Source organism: Pseudomonas sp. L13 (genome assembly GCF_009935965.1).
Lineage (GTDB): Bacteria > Pseudomonadota > Gammaproteobacteria > Pseudomonadales > Pseudomonadaceae > Aquipseudomonas > Aquipseudomonas lactis.
Genome location: NZ_QODJ01000060.1, coordinates 1 through 17265, shown reverse-complemented (window position 1 = coordinate 17265; position 17265 = coordinate 1). Strand labels below are relative to the sequence as shown.

Annotated in this window: 16 protein-coding genes; 10 read left to right on the top strand and 6 right to left on the bottom strand. The window is 61.7% G+C overall.

The features are described from left to right. The first annotated feature begins 190 nt into the window (after nt 1–190). The 5 genes from DK871_RS23455 to rlmF all read left to right on the top strand — a co-directional run bounded on the left by DK871_RS23455 (nt 191) and on the right by rlmF (nt 6950). Nucleotides 191–1681 (top strand): leucyl aminopeptidase, encoded by a 1491-nt coding sequence (locus DK871_RS23455; protein WP_161906810.1) that lies wholly within the window; start codon nt 191–193, stop codon nt 1679–1681. A 149-nt stretch (nt 1682–1830) separates the two neighbouring features. Continuing rightward, a complete protein-coding gene (locus tag DK871_RS23450) occupies nt 1831–2259 on the top strand; it encodes a DNA polymerase III subunit chi (protein WP_044272057.1) in 429 nt (142 codons plus the stop codon). A 7-nt stretch (nt 2260–2266) separates the two neighbouring features. Then, nucleotides 2267–2638, top strand: coding sequence for a DNA polymerase III subunit chi (locus DK871_RS23445; protein WP_161906820.1), 372 nt, complete (start codon nt 2267–2269; stop codon nt 2636–2638). Between the two features lie 209 nt (nt 2639–2847). Continuing rightward, on the top strand, nt 2848–5694 hold the full coding sequence (locus DK871_RS23440) for a valine--tRNA ligase (RefSeq protein WP_161906809.1): 2847 nt from the start codon (nt 2848–2850) through the stop codon (nt 5692–5694). A gap of 239 nt (nt 5695–5933) precedes the next feature. Then, nucleotides 5934–6950: a 23S rRNA (adenine(1618)-N(6))-methyltransferase RlmF gene (gene rlmF, locus DK871_RS23435; protein ID WP_044272050.1), complete on the top strand. Its 1017-nt coding sequence runs from the start codon at nt 5934–5936 to the stop codon at nt 6948–6950. 176 nt (nt 6951–7126) lie between these two features. Here rlmF and DK871_RS23430 read toward each other — a convergent pair whose 3' ends face one another. Further along, nucleotides 7127–7408: an HU family DNA-binding protein gene (locus DK871_RS23430; protein ID WP_003188840.1), complete on the bottom strand. Its 282-nt coding sequence runs from the start codon at nt 7406–7408 to the stop codon at nt 7127–7129. A gap of 397 nt (nt 7409–7805) precedes the next feature. Between DK871_RS23430 and yejK the strand changes: the two genes are divergently transcribed. Beyond that, on the top strand, nt 7806–8810 hold the full coding sequence (gene yejK, locus DK871_RS23425) for a nucleoid-associated protein YejK (RefSeq protein WP_032893412.1): 1005 nt from the start codon (nt 7806–7808) through the stop codon (nt 8808–8810). After that, on the top strand, nt 8810–9160 hold the full coding sequence (locus DK871_RS23420) for a glutaredoxin family protein (RefSeq protein ID WP_069558070.1): 351 nt from the start codon (nt 8810–8812) through the stop codon (nt 9158–9160). Before yejK ends, DK871_RS23420 begins: the two co-directional genes overlap by 1 nt. A gap of 128 nt (nt 9161–9288) precedes the next feature. On the opposite strand, the gene DK871_RS23415 is transcribed toward DK871_RS23420, so the two are convergent. The 5 genes from DK871_RS23415 to DK871_RS23395 are packed head-to-tail and all read right to left on the bottom strand — an operon-like array spanning nt 9289 to nt 13048. Further along, the gene (locus tag DK871_RS23415) at nt 9289–10266 is read right to left on the bottom strand and encodes a FecR family protein (RefSeq protein ID WP_161906808.1); all 978 of its coding nucleotides are present in this window, start codon (nt 10264–10266) and stop codon (nt 9289–9291) included. Next, nucleotides 10263–10841, bottom strand: a complete 579-nt coding sequence (locus DK871_RS23410; protein WP_161906807.1) for an RNA polymerase sigma factor — start codon at nt 10839–10841, stop codon at nt 10263–10265. Before DK871_RS23410 ends, DK871_RS23415 begins: the two co-directional genes overlap by 4 nt. Before the next feature lie 7 nt (nt 10842–10848). Next, nucleotides 10849–11175 carry a DUF3325 domain-containing protein gene (locus DK871_RS23405; protein ID WP_044272042.1) on the bottom strand — a complete coding sequence of 109 codons (327 nt, stop codon included), beginning with the start codon at nt 11173–11175 and terminating at the stop codon, nt 10849–10851. Next, nucleotides 11175–12749, bottom strand: coding sequence for a PepSY domain-containing protein (locus DK871_RS23400; protein WP_161906806.1), 1575 nt, complete (start codon nt 12747–12749; stop codon nt 11175–11177). Before DK871_RS23400 ends, DK871_RS23405 begins: the two co-directional genes overlap by 1 nt. Then, nucleotides 12746–13048 (bottom strand): DUF3649 domain-containing protein, encoded by a 303-nt coding sequence (locus DK871_RS23395; RefSeq protein WP_161906805.1) that lies wholly within the window; start codon nt 13046–13048, stop codon nt 12746–12748. Before DK871_RS23395 ends, DK871_RS23400 begins: the two co-directional genes overlap by 4 nt. A gap of 171 nt (nt 13049–13219) precedes the next feature. Here DK871_RS23395 and DK871_RS23390 point away from each other — a divergent pair, with 171 nt between their 5' ends. The 3 genes from DK871_RS23390 (at nt 13220) to fecA (ending at nt 17181) form a co-directional block, all read left to right on the top strand. Beyond that, a complete protein-coding gene (locus tag DK871_RS23390) occupies nt 13220–13708 on the top strand; it encodes a sigma-70 family RNA polymerase sigma factor (RefSeq protein ID WP_161906804.1) in 489 nt (162 codons plus the stop codon). Beyond that, entirely contained in the window at nt 13705–14646 is a 942-nt protein-coding gene (locus DK871_RS23385) for a FecR domain-containing protein (RefSeq protein WP_161906803.1), read from the top strand. The genes DK871_RS23390 and DK871_RS23385 overlap by 4 nt, the downstream gene beginning before the upstream one ends. Before the next feature lie 198 nt (nt 14647–14844). Then, nucleotides 14845–17181, top strand: a complete 2337-nt coding sequence (gene fecA / locus DK871_RS23380; RefSeq protein ID WP_161906802.1) for a TonB-dependent Fe(3+) dicitrate receptor FecA — start codon at nt 14845–14847, stop codon at nt 17179–17181. Nucleotides 17182–17265 lie beyond the last annotated feature (84 nt).

Genomic DNA, 17265 nt, shown 5'->3' with positions numbered 1-17265 from the left:
TTATCCTGTGATTGACCGCGCCTGTCACGGAGCTTACTCATGCGCACGCACAAAGCGTGCGCCAAGGGTTGTCAGGCTCCGCTGGCGAGGTTCAAACTGCGGCCTTTGTCGCTGGCGGTTTACAACGCTGCCGAGCTTTAAAGCCGGAGTACAAGCTCCCGGCTCACAGACCTTGATAAGGGACCCGAAAATGGAATTGGTTGTAAAAAGCGTTAGCCCTGAAACGTTGAAAACCGCCACCCTCGTGGTCGCTGTCGGCGAAGGCCGCACTCTTGGCGTCGCCGCCAAGCAACTGGATGAACTGAGCGGCGGCGCTATCAGCGCCGTGCTCAAGCGCGGCGACCTGGCCGGCAAAGTCGGCCAGAGCCTGCTGCTGCAGAGCCTGCCTAACCTTAAAGCCGAGCGCGTTTTGCTGGTGGGCGTGGGCAAGGATGCCGAACTGGGCGACCGTCCGTTTCGCAAGATCGTCAGCGGCCTCCTTACCACCCTCAAGGGCCTGGGCGGCAGCGATGCGGTGCTGGCACTCGATGAAATCGTGGTCAAGGGCCGCGACAGCTACGGCAAGACCCGCCTGCTGGCCGAGTCGCTGGTGGACGGCGGCTATATTTTCGACCAGTTCAAGAGCCAGAAAGCCGAACCCCGCGCCCTGAAGAAAATCACCCTGCTGACCATCAAGGCCGCCCAGGCTGAAGTCCAGCGCGCCGTCACCCACGCCCAGGCCATCGCCAACGGCATGTCGTTCACTCGCGACCTGGGCAACCTGCCGCCGAACATCTGCCACCCGACATTCCTGGGCGAACAGGCCAAGGCATTGGGCAAAGAGTTCAAGGGCTTGAAGGTTGAGGTACTGGACGAGAAGAAAATCAAGGACCTAGGCATGGGCTCGTTCTATGCCGTGGGCCAGGGCAGCGACCAGCCGCCACGCCTGATCGTGATGCAATACAACGGCGGCAAGAAGTCCGAGAAGCCTTACGCCCTGGTAGGTAAAGGCATTACCTTCGACACCGGCGGCATCAGCCTCAAGCCGGGCGCCGGTATGGACGAAATGAAGTACGACATGGGCGGCGCCGCCAGCGTGTTCGGCACCCTGCGCGCCGTGCTGGAACTCAAGCTGCCGATCAACCTGGTGTGCATTTTGGCTTGTGCCGAGAACATGCCGAGCGGCGGTGCGGCGCGCCCAGGCGATATCGTCACCACCATGAGCGGCCAGACCGTCGAGATCCTCAACACCGACGCCGAAGGCCGCCTGGTGCTGTGCGATGCCCTGACCTACGCCGAGCGCTTCAAGCCCCAGGCCGTGATCGACATCGCCACCCTGACCGGTGCCTGCATCGTGGCCCTGGGCTCCCACACCTCGGGCCTGCTGGGCAACAACGACGAACTGATCGAGCAATTGCTCAGCGCTGGCAAGGCCGCCGACGACCGCGCCTGGCAACTGCCGCTGTTCGATGAGTACCAGGAACAGCTCGACAGCCCGTTCGCCGACATCGCCAACATCGGTGGGCCGAAAGCCGGCACCATTACGGCTGCCTGCTTCCTGTCGCGCTTTGCCAAGAACTTCAACTGGGCTCACCTGGATATCGCCGGCACGGCCTGGACCAGCGGCGGCAAGGACAAGGGCGCCACTGGCCGTCCGGTACCCCTGCTGACCCAATACCTGCTGGATCGCGCCAAAGCTTAAGCGGCCCCTGCGCCTCTCTGTAGGAGCGAGCTTGCTCGCGAAGATCGCCTTTGATAATGCGTTCATCCTGGATGAACGCGGTGTCCTCAGGTTTTTCGCGAGCAAGCTCGCTCCTACAGGGGGCCATCAGGCCAGCCCCAGGATTCCCAATGCCCCAAGTCGACTTCTATATATTGCCCAGCGCCGATCCCCTTGCGCGCCTGGATTTTGCCTGCAAACTCACCGAAAAAGCCTGGCGCATGGGCCATCGCATCTACCTGCATTGCAGCGATGCTGCCCAACGTGACGAACTTGATGCCCGCCTGTGGCGCTTCAAGGGCGAGAGCTTCGTGCCCCACGGCCCCGCCGAATCCGAACCCGAAAGCCTGGTTGTGCTGGGCTTGGGGGATAATTGCGGCGATCACCATGATTTGCTGGTCAACCTCGACCTGAAGGTACCGGCCTTTGCCAAAGCGTTCGCCCGTGTGGCGGAAGTGGTGGTCGAAGACCCGGCTATTCGTCAGGCCGCGCGGGAGAGTTTCCGCTTTTACCGTGAACAGGGCTATCCTCTGCAAGATCACCGGCTACAACGACTTTGAGTACATGATGGACACTCCCAACCCGCTGAAAAAAGACGACCACCTGCTGGATGACTTGGAGTCGATCCGTCAGTTGCTGGGTGATGACAACCTGCAACCGCCGCTGCTGACCGACACGGTCGAGGGCGAGGTACAGATTCCGCTGTTGTTCGACATGGTCGGCGGCAAGCCTGCCGCCCCGGCTCCTGTTGCAGAGCCGCCGCCAGCCGCTGAAAAAGCGCCCGACGCACTGCTGCTGCACCTGGACAACGAACTGCGCGCCGCTGCGCAATTGATCATGCAGGATGTGATCGATGACTTTGCGCCGCATATCGAGGCTGAGATCAAGCGTCGGATGGATGCGCGGATGGAGCGGTTGCTCAGCCAGTACCAGTCTTGAACCTTGCATAGATCCCTGTGGGAGCTGGCTTGCCTGCGATGGCGGCGATCAGTCGCCGAAGATGCTGACTGAAACACCGCCATCGCAGGCAAGCCAGCTCCCACATTAATTCTGCATCGGTCTTAACCGTCTTCGCCTCGCCCTCGCCCCTATCCCCCGTTATACTTGCCGGCTTTCCTGAATAAATGCCAACTAGGGTCCCGCCGCGCATGGATAAGACCTACCAGCCCCACGCTATCGAAACTTCCTGGTACAACACCTGGGAGTCCGAGAACTATTTCGCCCCACAAGGTGCGGGCGACTCGTACACCATCATGATTCCGCCACCGAACGTCACTGGCAGCCTGCACATGGGCCATGGCTTCAACAATGCGATCATGGATGCGTTGATCCGCTTCCGCCGCATGCAGGGTCGCGACACCCTGTGGCAACCGGGCACCGACCACGCCGGTATCGCCACCCAGATGCTGGTGGAACGCCAACTGGAAGCCACCGGCCAGAACCGTCACGACCTGGGCCGCGAGAAATTCCTGGAGAAAGTCTGGGAATGGAAAGACCAGTCCGGCGGCAATATCAGCCGTCAGATCCGTCGCCTGGGTTCGTCCGTAGACTGGAGCCGCGAGCGCTTCACCATGGACGACGGCCTGTCCGAAGCCGTGAAGGAAGCCTTCGTGCGCCTGCATGAAGACGGCCTGATCTACCGCGGCAAGCGCCTGGTCAACTGGGACACCAAGTTGCACACGGCCATTTCCGACCTTGAAGTGGAAAACCACGACGAGAAAGGCTTCCTGTGGAACCTCAAGTATCCGCTGGCTGACGGCGCCAAGACCGCTGAAGGCAACGATTACCTGATCGTCGCCACCACCCGTCCGGAAACCATGCTCGGCGATGCCGCCGTTGCCGTTAATCCGAACGACGAGCGCTACCAGGCGCTGATCGGCAAGTTCGTCGAGCTGCCATTGGTTGGCCGCCGCATCCCGATCATCGCGGATGACTACTGCGACCCAGAGTTCGGCACCGGCTGCGTGAAAATCACCCCGGCCCACGATTTCAACGACTATGAAGTCGGCAAGCGCCACAACCTGCCGCTGCTGAACATCTTCGACAAAAATGCCGCCATCCTGCCGGCCTGCCAGGTGTTCAACCTGGACGGCACGCTCAACGACAGCATCGACGGCAAGATCCCGGCCGAATACGCAGGTCTGGACCGTTTTGAAGCGCGCAAGCAGATCGTTGCCGCCTTCGACGCCGCCGGCTTGCTGGTCAGCGTCGACGACCACGGCCTGAAAGTGCCCAAGGGCGACCGCTCCGGCACCGTGATCGAGCCGTGGCTGACCGACCAGTGGTACGTGTCCACCAAGCCGCTGGCAGAACCTGCGATTGCCGCCGTGGAAGATGGCCGCATCCAGTTCGTGCCTAAACAGTACGAAAACATGTACTTCTCGTGGATGCGTGACATCCAGGACTGGTGCATCAGCCGTCAGCTGTGGTGGGGCCACCGTATTCCGGCCTGGTACGACGAGTCGGGCAAGGTCTATGTAGGCCGTGACGAAGCCGAAGTGCGTGCCAAGCACAACCTCGGCGCGGACATCGCGCTGCAACAGGACAACGACGTACTGGACACCTGGTTCAGTTCGGGCCTGTGGACCTTCTCTACCCTGGGCTGGCCGCAGCAGACCGAGTTCCTGAAGAAATTCCACTCCACCGACGTGCTGGTTACCGGCTTCGACATCATTTTCTTCTGGGTTGCCCGGATGATCATGCTCACCATGCACCTGGTGAAGAACGAAGACGGCACCCCGCAGGTACCGTTCAAGACCGTGTATGTACACGGCCTGGTACGCGACGGCCAGGGCCAGAAGATGTCCAAGTCCAAGGGCAACGTTCTGGACCCGCTGGACATCATCGACGGCATCGACCTGGAAACCCTGGTGCAGAAACGCACCTCGGGCCTGATGCAGCCGAAACTGGCGAAAAAGATCGAGAAGCAGACCCGCGACGAATTCGCCGACGGCATCGCCAGCTACGGCACCGACGCCCTGCGCTTCACCTTCTGCTCGCTGGCCTCCACCGGTCGCGACATCAAGTTCGACATGGGCCGCGTCGAAGGCTATCGCAACTTCTGCAACAAGATCTGGAATGCGGCGCGCTACGTGCTGGACAAAGGCGAAGACTGCGGCCAGAACGGCGAAGCCGTTGAGCTGAGCCTGGCGGATCGCTGGATCATCTCGCAGTTGCAGCGTACCGAAGCCGAAGTGACCCGCCAGCTCGACCAGTTCCGTTTCGACCTGGCCGCACAGGCCCTGTATGAGTTCATCTGGAACCAGTATTGCGACTGGTACCTGGAACTGTCCAAGCCGGTGCTGTGGGACGAAAACGCGCCGGTCGAACGCCAGCGCGGCACCCGTCGCACCCTGGTGCGTGTGCTGGAAGTGGCGTTGCGCCTGGCGCACCCGTTCATGCCGTTCATCACCGAAGAAATCTGGCAGCGCCTGGCGCCGTTGGCCGGTATCGAAGGCAAGACCATCATGCTGCAACCTTGGCCGGTGGCCAACGAAGCGCGCATCGATGAGGCCGCCGAAAGCGATATCGAATGGCTCAAGACCCTGATGCTCGGCACGCGCAACATCCGCGCCGAGATGAACATCGGGCCGGGCAAGCCGCTGGCCGTGTTCGTCAAGAACGCCAGTGCCGAAGACCAGCGTCGCCTCAGCGAGAACGATGCGCTGCTCAAGAAGCTGGCCAAGCTGGAGTCGATCACCGTATTGGCTGCCGGTGCCGAAGCACCGCTGTCCGCCACTGCGTTGGTGGGCGACATGGAAGTGCTGGTGCCAATGGCCGGGCTGATCGACAAGGGTGCCGAACTGGCGCGCCTCGACAAGGAAATTGCGCGTCTGCAAGGCGAAGTGCAACGCGTGGGCGGCAAGCTGTCCAACGCGGCGTTCGTCGACAAGGCGCCGGCTGAAGTGATCGAGAAAGAACGCGCCAAGTTGGCCGAGGCTGAACAGGCCCTGGGCAAGCTGGCGGAGCAACATGCGCGGATTTCCAGCCTGTAAGGCTGGCGCCGTGTGAAAAAAGAGACCTTCGGGTCTCTTTTTTTGTCCAGAAAAACGACACCATCTCCCAATCAAAACCCTACCCCTGTGGGAGCTGGCTTGCCTGCGATAGCATCACCTCGGTCTGCCTGATACACCCAGTCGCCTGCATCGCAGGCAAGCCAGCTCCCACATTTGACCGAGTTGTGTTCAGGAATGTGTGACAATGCCCACCACATTGAGCCAACACCAGAATCATCATGACCGCCCCCACTACGCCCAAACCACCGCGCAAGAAGCCTAAAACCGCCGCCACGGCCAAACCCGTCGCGCCGCGCAAAGAGGCCACCCTGCACCCACGCAACCGCCACACGGGCCGTTACGACTTCCCGGCGCTGATCAAGACCACGCCTGAACTGGCCAAATTCGTGATCATCAATCCCTACGGCAAAGAGAGCATCGACTTCGCCAGCCCGGATGCGGTGCGGGTGTTCAACCGGGCGTTGCTCAAGTCGTTCTATGGCATCCAGCATTGGGATATCCCGGCCGATTACCTGTGCCCGCCGGTGCCGGGGCGTGCTGACTACGTGCATTTCCTCGCCGACCTGCTGGCCAGCGTCAACGACGGCAAGATCCCGCGGGGCTCGATCGTCAAGGTGCTGGACGTCGGTATGGGCGCCAACTGCGTCTACCCACTGATTGGCTATATGGAGTACCGCTGGAACTTCCTCGGCTCGGAGGTCGACCCGATCGCCGTGTCCGCGGCCAAGGCCATCGTGCAATCCAACGACCTGAGCAAGGTCATCCAGTTGCGCCAGCAGCCCAACCCCAAGCAGATCCTGTTGGGCCTGCTGGAGCCGGGTGAGCGCTTTGACCTTACAATGTGCAACCCGCCCTTCCATGCGTCCATGGACGAAGCCACCAAAGGCAGCGAACGTAAATGGCGCGCCTTGGGCAAGGCCGACCCGAAACGCAAGTTGCCGGTGCTCAACTTCGGTGGCCAATCGGCCGAACTGTGGTGTGAGGGCGGCGAGGCGCGGTTTGTGACGCAGTTGATCGCCGAAAGCGCGCACTTTGCGCATAAAGTGCTGTGGTTTAGCACCCTGGTGTCCAAAGCCTCCAACTTGCCGGCGATCGAGACGGCGCTGAAAAAAGCCGGCGTGCTGGAAAGCCAGGTGGTGGAGATGTCCCAGGGGCAGAAGCAGAGCCGCTTCGTGGCCTGGACGTTCCAGACCAAGAACGAGCAGCAGATCTGGCGCCAGCGCTGGGTGCGCTGACGCCCACCTGTAGGAGCGAGCTTGCTCGCGAAAATCTGCGAAACGCCGCGTTTATCCAGAATAAGCGCGTTATCGTTGGCGTTTTTCGCGAGCAAGCTCGCTCCTACAGTTAAAAATCGCAGGCAATAAAAAACCGTGCCCGGATCACTCCGGAGCACGGTTTTTTTTGCTGCGTCTTACTTGTTAACAGCGTCGGTCAGGCCTTTAGCCACAACCAGCTTGATAACTTTCTTGGCAGCGATTTCGATGGCAGCGCCAGTCGAAGGGTTACGGCCAGTACGGGCAGGACGCTCGGTCACTTTCAGTTTGCCAACGCCTGGCAGAGTGATTTCGCCGCCATTTTCCAGCTGATCAGCAACAACCTGGCTCAGTTGGTCCAGCAGAGCACGCACGGTAGTTTTCGGTGCGTCTACTGCTTCAGCCAGGTCAGCGATCAGTTGGTCTTTAGTAATAGCCATTGTGGTGTTCCTTCCCTATCAAATTCATATGGATTGCAGAGTGCAGTGTCAGCCGTCGAGCCCGACCGTCATGGCCTGGCATCCCCGGCCATAACCACGGAGATCGGGGTTATAGATGCTTGAAACGGGGATTGGTTCGACCTGACAAATGCTGAATGCACGCTTAACGCCGAGACTTGGCGTAAGACGGGGCAAAACTAGCACAGAGACGGGGAAATATCCGCCTCAACATACCCATTTGGTCAGCTTTATCGCTCTAAACCGTGAAAAAAAGGCATATGGCCAGTCGGAGGGCGTGCAAAATGCCGTTCGGGGCACGTCTTGACCAATGGGTGCGGTACACTGGGCGACTTTTCGGGGAGGCCAACGGCTCCCCCTTCAACCAGCCGAGAAGCCTATGCCGATCCGTCATTGCATCGTCCACCTGATCGACAAAAAACCCGACGGCACACCCGCAGTTCTTCACGCCCGCGACACGGAACTGGCCGAGTCCGCCGCCATCGAGAACATGCTTGCCGACCTCAACGAGAGCTACAACGCCAAACAAGGCAAGGCCTGGGGTTTCTTCCATGCCGAGTCCGGCGCGCACCCGTTCAGTGGCTGGTTGAAGGACTACTTTGACGGTGGCCAGGACTTCACCACCTTCAGCCGCACGGCGGTAGAGCACCTGCAAAAGCTGATGGAGGAATCCAACCTCTCCACCGGCGGCCATGTGCTGTTTGCCCATTACCAGCAAGGCATGACCGACTACCTGGCCATCGCCCTGCTGCACCACAGCGAAGGCGTGGCGGTGACCGACGAGCTGGACGTGACGCCCTCGCGCCACCTGGACCTGGGCCAGTTGCACCTGGCGGCGCGTATCAACGTCTCCGAGTGGCAGAACAACAAGCAGTCCAAGCAGTACATCTCCTTCATCAAAGGCAAGAACGGCAAGAAGGTCTCGGAGTACTTCCGCGACTTTATCGGTTGCCAGGAAGGCGTCGACGGCCCGGGCGAAACCCGCACCTTGCTCAAGGCGTTCAGTGACTTCGTCGAAAGCGAAGACCTGCCCGACGAGTCCGCCCGCGAGAAAACCAAGACCCTGGTGGACTACGCCAGCAGCCAGGCCAAGCTCGGCGAACCCATGGGCCTGGAAGAGCTCTCCGGGCTGATCGATGAAGACCGGCCAAAAGCCTTCTACGACCACATCCGCAACAAGGATTACGGCCTGTCGCCGGAAATTCCGGCCGACAAACGCACCCTCAACCAGTTCCGCCGCTTCACCGGGCGCGCCGAGGGCCTGTCCATCAGCTTTGAAGCGCACCTGCTGGGCGACAAGATCGAGTACGACGAAGCCGCCGGCACCTTGATCATCAAGGGCCTGCCGACCCAACTGACCGACCAGCTCAAGCGTCGTAACTGATGCTGGGCGGGGTGCTCAAGAAAGTCCTGCTGGTGTTGCTGGTGGTGGTAGCGATCCAGAACTGGGGCAAGGTGGAGCGGCTGTTCAACCCGTCCCAGGTGGCACCGGAGCAGGTACGCGCCTCTGCGCGGGTGGTGCTCTATGCCACCGAGTGGTGCGGGTACTGCAAGCAGATCCGGCGTTTTCTGGACCAGAAGGGTATCCCGTACCAGGCCGTCGATATCGAGAAGGATGCCCAGGCGCGCAAGGCGTATGAGGCGCTGGGCGGTGGCGGGATTCCGTTTGTGGATGTAAACGGCACCTTGATTCGCGACTACAACCCTGAAGCAATCATGGCCGCATTGAAGTAACACACAATCAAATGTGGGAGCTCTGCACAGTGGGCTTGGGGGTGGGCTTAGAAGTTGGCTTCCAGCGACACCATCGCTGTACGTGCCGAGCTGAGGTATTCCTTGCCTAACGGGTCGGCAACGCAGGCCTAGCGCAGCACAATCATGCGGCCCAACAAGGTGTGCTGTTCAAAACCCAGCACCGCTTGCAAGGCGTTCAAGACCGCTGCTGGGTCCTGGCTCGGAAAGCTGCCGCTGACGCGTTTGGCGGCCATGTCCTCGTTAAGCAGAAGAATGCGACCGGGGTAATAACGCCGCAGGTCCTCGACCACCTCGGCCAGCGGTGCCTTGTAGTAGTTGAGCCAACCCTCGCGCCAGGCCAGGCGTGAGGCGCTGTCGACGCCATGCAAGGGAGCGGCAATGCCATGGGCGTAAGCCACTTGCTGGCCTGCGGTCAGCACCTGTTGCTGGCCCTGTTTTGAGGGCGTCACGCCGACACGGCCGGACAGCACAGTGACCTCGGCGCCGTCAGGTTGCAGACGCACTTCAAACTGCGTTCCCAGTACCCGCGTTTCACCGCCACTCGCCTCCACCACGAAGGGTTGGCCGGTGTGGGTCACGCTGAAAAAACCTGCACCACGGCGCAGTTGGATGTGCCGTTCGCCCTGGCTGAAATCCACCGCAATGGCGCTGTCGGCGTCGAGGGTGACCTTGGATTGATCGGCCAGGGTGAAGGTCTGCACCTCCCCCGGCGCCGTCACATAGTCGGCGCCCCATTTATCGACCCAACGCGACGGCTGCCAACCGGCGCCCATCGATACCATCAACAGCAGGCAGGCGGCGACGGCCAAGGTACCGGACCAGCGCGCTACCCGGGAGCGTTTGGAGGCGTTGATCCTCTTGAGGTAGCCCTGCAAGGCGAGCGCGTCCTCATCGGCCAGTTGGCGCGCCGGCACTTCGCTCAATTCCCAGAGCACCTGGGCTTGGGAGTACGCCTCGACGTGTGCGGGATCTGCGCGCAACCAGCGGCTGAACGTGGCCTGGTCGCCGCTGCTGGGCTGGTCATGCAGCAGGCACAACCAATCGAGTGCGGCCTGTTCCTGGGCGGGCGTGGGCGTGACGTTCACAAGGCTTTCCCTGGCGTGCGTGGCGTCGAGGGTTCGCGAAGGCTGGCCTTGCAGGCTTCGAGGGCACGCATCATATGTTTTTCCACGGCACTTTGGGACAGGCCCATGGCCTTGGCGATTTCGGCGTACTTGCGGCCGTGAATGCGGTTAAGCAGGAAAATCTGGCGGGTGCGCTCGGGCAAGCTGCGCAAGGCGGCTTCCACATGGCGCAGATCATTGCCCGCCTCCAGCGCCGCCTGGGGTTCGCAGCCTTGATTATCTGACTGCTCGGGCAGCCAGCCTTCACTGCCGCGCGCCCGTGCGCCTTCGCTGCGCAGGTGGTCGATGGCAATGTTGCCAGCGCAGCGCAGCAGGTAGGTACTCAGCTCTTCGACCTGCACCAGCGGGCGACGCCAGAAGCGCAGGAACAAATCCTGCACCAAGTCGGCGGCCGTGGCGCGGCAACCGACACGGCGGCTGACCAACGCCTCCATTTGCGAACGCTGGGACAAAAACACCTGCAAAAAGTGCGCACGCCCACCGGCCGCCTCCGCGTGCGGATTGTCCTGGGGTTGTGGCGGTGGGTTGATCCTCATGGCCGGCTCAAGATAGGGCGAACGCCGCAACAGGGCTGGCCAACAGGCCGAGGCCCGCGAGGATCAAGGCCAGCCTTGGCCGATACGGCAGCAGCAACACCAGCAGCAAGGCGCTGAGCATCAACACCGCGCACCACTCCACCAGGCCCTGGCCCCAACCGGCGCCAAGCACGGCCGGCCAGATCGACACGGCCAGCAGCAACCAGCCGCCCACCCGCAGCGCCAGGCGCCGAGTGGGCGTGGGTTTGCTGTGCAGCAATTCGCCGTGGTGACGGTCGGTGGCCAAACACAGCGCGGTAAACCCGGCGTAGCACATCAATAGCGCGAGGAGCATCAGTGGGCCTGCTGGTTGAGTGCCAACCCACGGGCACGTTCAGCCTTGGGTTGCGGCGCGGTGTGGTGGTGCATTTTCCAGGCTGCCCAGGCGAGAAACATGCCGCTGGCCAGGCAGGTGAGGTCGAAGCCGGCCATGGCCCAGTCGCCGTTTGGCACGGAGACGCCCAAGTGGTGCGACGTGGTGATGGCGTTAAGCAGTGGAATGGCGGCAAACAACAGCGCGCCGAAGCTCAGTTGCTCGACCCAGCCCTGGCGACCGCGCCGCAGCAAGGCGTGCAACAGGCTCAGGCCCCAGGCGATAAAGAACGCCTGCACTTCCCAATCGGAACGCGCAGCGAAGCTCACCGGCAACAGGCGGTTGGCCCAGAAAAACGCCGCAATGGCGATCATCAATCCGGACATGCTGGCAATATTCAGCACTTCCACCAGGCGCAGCTCAAAGGGCATCACCGCGGCCTTGGCGTGTTTGAGCTGGCGCTTGCCCAGCCAGATCACCAATCCCGTACCGATCATCGCCGTGCCCGCCAGGCCGCAAATAAAGTACAGCCAGCGCAGCACCGGGCCGGCGAAATGGCCCATGTGCAAACCGTAGAAACTGCCACCGATGGCCGTCGCCAATGACGGCTCGGCACTGCCTCGCAACAGCTCGCCGGTGGTGCCGTTGAACGACAGGGTACTGCCGGAGGCATGCACTACGCTGTCGGAGCCGGCGCGGAACACATTGACTGAGGCGTTGGCATCGCCGGGGTTGTTGACCGCCACCCGCCCTACATGACCACCCGCCCACTGCTCCCGCGCCTGCTGGTACAGCGGCAATAACGGCAGCAACTGCCCTGGCTGGCCAAGGGCCGGCGCATTGTGGGTGTTGGGGAACAGCTCACTGAAAAACGCCCGGCTGTCGTCGCCATAGGACGCCACGATGGGCGCAGGCATGACCATGCTCATGAATATCACCAGGCTGCTGTAGGTGATCATCAGGTGAAACGGAAGCACCAGCACACCCACCGCGTTGTGCCCGTCCAGCCAGGAGCGCTGGCCTTTTCGCGGGCGGAAGGTGAAGAAGTCTTTGAAGATTTTCTTGTGGGTGATGATGCCGGTGATCAGCGCGACAAACATCACCATGGCGGCGATGGTCGATAGCCAGCGACCCCACGGGTAAGGCATTTGCAGCTGGAAGTGGAAACGATAGAAGAACTCGCCACCCTTGCTTTCGCGAGCCTGCACCGGTTGGCCGGTGACGGGGTCGAGGACTTTCTGGATGAAGGTACCGCGCTTGCCGGGCTCGACCTTGTCCTGCCACATCACCGACAAGCCGGGGTCGCGACGGGTCGGCAAGGTAATGAACCAGCGCGCGGCGGTAGGCGCCTGCTGTTGCAGATAGTTTTGCGCAACGGCGAGGCTGCGCCCATCGTCCAGGGGATGGGCCTGCACTTCGGGCTGCATCCAGTGGGTAATTTCGTCTTTGAAATAGGCCAGGGTGCCGGTGAGGAAAATCGCGAACAGCAACCAGCCGAAGATCAAGCCTGCCCAGGTGTGCAGCCAGGCCATGGCCTGGCGAAAGCCCTCTTTCATGTGCGAGCCATCCAAAAACCAATGCCGGCCAGGGTGACCAACAGCGCACTCGGCACCATCACCCCAGCCCAGGCGCGCCAGGCCGTGCGACAGGCAAAACACCAGAGCACCGCCAGCAGGTAGAACACAAAGGAACTCATCATGCCGGTGACCACCGCATCGGCACGGGTGGTGGGCAGCCACAGGGCCAGGCAAATGGCGGCCAGGGAGGCCATCAGGTAACCACCAATCACCGCCGCCAGCACGCGTGAGGTGACGGCAAGGCGATAAGAGACGGGCAATGAGCTTTTGCTTTTCATGCGGCAGGCGCCTGGTTCATCAGTGCGCAATACTAATGATAAATATTCTCATAAGCAAAAGAGAACGGATGAATCATCTTCCTTGGCCGATTGCCGAACCTGGTCACGGGCCCTACAATGCGAACAATTCTTGTTCTCTAAAGCATATCGAATGCTTGCGGAGTGATCGCGTTGCAGCCGTCCAATCCCGTCGAAGTGTTGTACAACGACCATCACCACTGGCTTACCGGCTGGTTGCGGCGCAAGCTCGGCTGCCCGGACAACGCGGCCGACCTGGCGCAGGACACCTTTATCCGGGTGCTCAGTGCCCGGGATGCGCCAACGCTGATCGAGCCGCGCGCCTTCCTCACCACCGTGGCCAAGCGCGTACTGTTCAACTTCTACCGCCGCCAGGACTTGGAGCGCGCCTACCTCGAGGCCTTGGCGCAGTTGCCCGAACAGGTGGCACCGTCGGAAGAAGACCGTGCAATCATCCTGCAGACCTTGCTGGAGCTGGACCAACTGCTCGACGGCTTGCCCAAGCAAGTCAAACGCGCCTTCCTGTTAGCCCAACTCGACGGCCTGACCTACGCGCAAATCGGCGCACAACTGGGCATCTCCATCGCCACCGTCAAACGCCACCTGACCAAAGCGGCCATGCGCTGCTACTTCGCCCTATGAACGTCTCCAGCCAAGTCGCCGAACAAGCCGTGCACTGGTTGCTGGAAATGCAGCAAGGCGCGCTCAACCCACGCCAGCAGGCGGCCTGGCAGCAATGGTTGAATGCCCACAGCGAACACCAACGCGCGTGGGAGCAGATCCAGCGCGTCAACCAACGCCTGCGCGGCGTGCCCTCGCCACTGGCGCATGCGGCGCTGAATGCCCCTACCTCCAGCAGCCGGCGCCAGGCGCTTAAGTTGCTGCTGATTCTGGGCGCCGGTTCGGCCGCCGCCTGGAGCCTGCGCCAGCAACATATCCTACCGCCGCTCACGGCTGACTACCGCAGCCCGGTGGGCCAGCGCCGCACGGTGCAATTGGCCGACGGCAGCCAGTTGCAGCTCAACACCGGCAGCGCCGTGGATGTGCATTTCGACGGCCAGCAGCGCCTGGTGCGCCTGCTTGAAGGTGAAATCCTGCTCACCGCCCGCGCAGGCCAGGCGCCGCTGCACGTGCTGACCGGCCAGGGCCTGCTCAGCAGCCAGGCGGCGCGCTTGAATGTGCGCCAGTTCAACGACCACACCCAACTGGCGGTGCTGGCCGGCCAGGTCGAGGTCATGCCCAACCGCTACAACGGCTTGGCGCTGAGCGTCGACGCCGCGCACCAAGTCAATTTCACCCGCAAAGGCTGGGACACCCCGCGCGCCACCGACGCCAATAGCGGCGCCTGGGCCGACGGCATGCTGGTGGCCGCCCATATGCGCCTGGAAGACTTCTTGGGTGAACTGGGGCGCTATCGTCGCGGCCAGCTCCAGTGCGATCCACAAGTGGCCAACCTGCTGCTGTCCGGCAGTTATCCACTGGATGACAGCGAACGCATCCTCGACCTGCTGGAAATCAGCCTGCCGGTGAAAGTGCGGCGTTTTACGCGTTATTGGGTGACCGTGCAGGCACGGGCCTGACGCATTTGTAGGAGCGAGCTTGCTCGCGAAAAACGCCAGCACACCGCGTTAAACCAGGCAACCGGCGGTATCGTTGACGATTTTCGCGAGCAAGCTCGCTCCTACAGTGAGTATTTTTTTAAATGTGAGCCGTTTTCCGCACCTGGCGTGACAGAGAAGGAAAGCCCCCTTGATCCTTCCTTCTCAGGACCGCCCTTCATGCCCCAGCAACCGACGCTTCTCGCCCGTACACTGCGCCAACTCCTGCTCGGTGCCAGCCTCAGCCTGACCGCACTGCCGGCGGTGATGGCAGCCGACGCTAAGGCGTACCACATTGCGCCGACCACCCTGGAAGCGGCCCTGAATCAATTCGGGCGTGAAGCCGGCGTGTTGGTGTCCTTCGGTTCGGCAGTGACAGCCGGTATGCAAAGCCCTGGTTTGTCGGGCAACTACAGCGCTGCCGAGGGCCTGCAAAAACTGCTGGAAGGCACCGGCCTGCAAGCCCGCGCCGAGGGAGACAACGCCTACAGCCTGCAACCGGCCGGCGCCCCTGCGACCCTGGAGCTGCAGACCTCCAATGTGGTCGGCGACTGGCTCGGTGATGCAGCGCAAACCAACGTATTCGAGCACCCCGGCGCCCGTGATGTGATCCGCCGCGAAGAATTCGAACGCCAGGGCGCCACCCAGGCCCGCGATGTGCTCAACCGCATCCCCGGCGTCAACGCCCCGGACAACAACGGCACCGGTAGCCACGACATGGCGCTGAACTTCGGCATTCGCGGGCTCAACCCACGCCTGGCGTCGCGCTCCACCGTGCTGATGGATGGCATCCCGGTGCCCTTCGCGCCTTACGGCCAGCCACAACTCTCCTTTGCGCCGATCAGCATGGGCAACATGGACGCGGTGGATGTGGTACGCGGAGGCGGTGCGGTGCGCTACGGCCCGCAAAACGTGGGTGGCATCGTCAACTTCGTCACCCGGGCTATCCCGGATGCGCCGACGGTCAAGGGTGGCTTGCAGACCGAGACCAGCCCTTCCTCCAGCCACGACGGTTTCAAGACCACCGGCAACCTGCTGGCCGGCGGTACCGCCGACAATGGCCTGGGCGGCGCACTCTTGTACTCCGGTACCCGCGGCGGCGACTGGCGGGAAAACAGCAACACGCGCATCGACGACCTGATCCTCAAGGGCAAATACCAACTGGACGACGCCAACAGCTTCAACGCCATGGCGCAGTACTACGAAGGCCAGGCCGACATGCCCGGCGGTTTGAACGTCAAGGACTACAAGGCCGATCCGTACCAGTCCACACGCCCCTACGACAAGTTCTGGGGCCGCCGTACGATGTTCAATGTGGGCTATCGCTACGAACAGGACCGCCGCGAATTCACGGTCAACAGTTTCTTCACCAAGACCCTGCGCAGCGGTTACCTGGACCAGGGCAGTTTCCTGTCGCTGTCGCCACGAGAATATTGGGTACGCGGCCTGGAGACGCGCTTCGCCCAGGGCTTCGACCTCGGCCCCACCAGCCATGAAGTCGGCGTGGGTTACCGTTACATCAATGAGGCTGGTCACGAACTGCGCTACCGCACGCCGATTGCCGCCAATCAGCAAATCCCCACCACCAACAGCCGCAACGACCGCGACACACGCGGCGGCACCGAAGCCAATGCGTTCTTCATCGACGACCGCATCGACATCGGCAAGTGGACCATCACCCCAGGCATTCGCTACGAGATGATCGAGTCCCAGCAGACCAACAACCTGAGCAACGTCAAATACAAGGGCGACTACAACACCGCGCTGCCCGCGCTGAACGTGCTCTACCACCTCACCGACGACTGGAACCTGTACGCCAACACCGAAGGCTCGTTCGGCAGCGTGCAATACAGCCAGATGCCCAACCGCGTGAACAGCGGCGAAGTAAAACCGGAAAAAGCCCGCACGTGGGAGCTCGGCACACGTTATGACAACGGCAACCTGCGCGCGGAAATCGGTGCGTTCCTGATCAACTTCGACAACCAGTACGACAGCAACCAGACCAACGACACCGTGATCGCCCGCGGTGAAACGCGCCACCAGGGCATCGAGTCGAGCATCAACTACGCCCTCGACGGCCTGAGCCCGGCGCTGGCAGGGTTTGATGTGTACGCCACCTACGCCTATGTGGATGCGACCATCCGCGAAGACGGCCCGAACAAAGGCAACCGCGTGCCCTTCTCCTCCAAGCACAAAGGCACCCTCGGCGTGGGTTACACCCAAGGCCCATGGAAGCTGAATGTGGACAGCAGCTTCCAGAGCAGCCAGTTCGCCGACAACGCCAACACCCAGGCCGAAAGCGCCGACGGTGCCAATGGCCGTATTCCCGGCTATATGCTGTTCAGCAGCCGCGCAGCCTATGACTTCGGCCCGCAGTTGTCGGATTTGAATGTGGCGGTGGGGGTGAAGAACATCTTCAACAAGCAGTACTACACCCGCTCGTTCGACGATAACAACAAGGGCAAGTACGTGGGTGAGCCGCGCACGGTGTATGTGCAAACCTCTATCGCGTTCTGACCGCATTTTGTAATTGGATGGACTCGCCCAAGCCGAGGCGTCTATGCGCCACGGTGGCATTCTTATAGAAGCCAACGACAGCGA

Bases quoted from the DNA above. Each gene is read 5' to 3' on its own strand.
- fecA (WP_161906802.1), top strand. From the start codon at position 14,845: ATGCCCCAGCAACCGACGCTTCTCGCCCGTACACTGCGCCAACTCCTG.
- DK871_RS23385 (WP_161906803.1), top strand. From the start codon at position 13,705: ATGAACGTCTCCAGCCAAGTCGCCGAACAAGCCGTGCACTGGTTGCTG.
- DK871_RS23400 (WP_161906806.1), bottom strand. From the start codon at position 12,749: ATGAAAGAGGGCTTTCGCCAGGCCATGGCCTGGCTGCACACCTGGGCA.
- DK871_RS23395 (WP_161906805.1), bottom strand. From the start codon at position 13,048: ATGAAAAGCAAAAGCTCATTGCCCGTCTCTTATCGCCTTGCCGTCACC.
- yejK (WP_032893412.1), top strand. From the start codon at position 7,806: ATGCCGATCCGTCATTGCATCGTCCACCTGATCGACAAAAAACCCGAC.
- rlmF (WP_044272050.1), top strand. From the start codon at position 5,934: ATGACCGCCCCCACTACGCCCAAACCACCGCGCAAGAAGCCTAAAACC.
- DK871_RS23445 (WP_161906820.1), top strand. From the start codon at position 2,267: ATGGACACTCCCAACCCGCTGAAAAAAGACGACCACCTGCTGGATGAC.
- DK871_RS23430 (WP_003188840.1), bottom strand. From the start codon at position 7,408: ATGGCTATTACTAAAGACCAACTGATCGCTGACCTGGCTGAAGCAGTA.
- DK871_RS23420 (WP_069558070.1), top strand. From the start codon at position 8,810: ATGCTGGGCGGGGTGCTCAAGAAAGTCCTGCTGGTGTTGCTGGTGGTG.
- DK871_RS23405 (WP_044272042.1), bottom strand. From the start codon at position 11,175: ATGCTCCTCGCGCTATTGATGTGCTACGCCGGGTTTACCGCGCTGTGT.
- DK871_RS23450 (WP_044272057.1), top strand. From the start codon at position 1,831: ATGCCCCAAGTCGACTTCTATATATTGCCCAGCGCCGATCCCCTTGCG.
- DK871_RS23440 (WP_161906809.1), top strand. From the start codon at position 2,848: ATGGATAAGACCTACCAGCCCCACGCTATCGAAACTTCCTGGTACAAC.
- DK871_RS23410 (WP_161906807.1), bottom strand. From the start codon at position 10,841: ATGAGGATCAACCCACCGCCACAACCCCAGGACAATCCGCACGCGGAG.
- DK871_RS23455 (WP_161906810.1), top strand. From the start codon at position 191: ATGGAATTGGTTGTAAAAAGCGTTAGCCCTGAAACGTTGAAAACCGCC.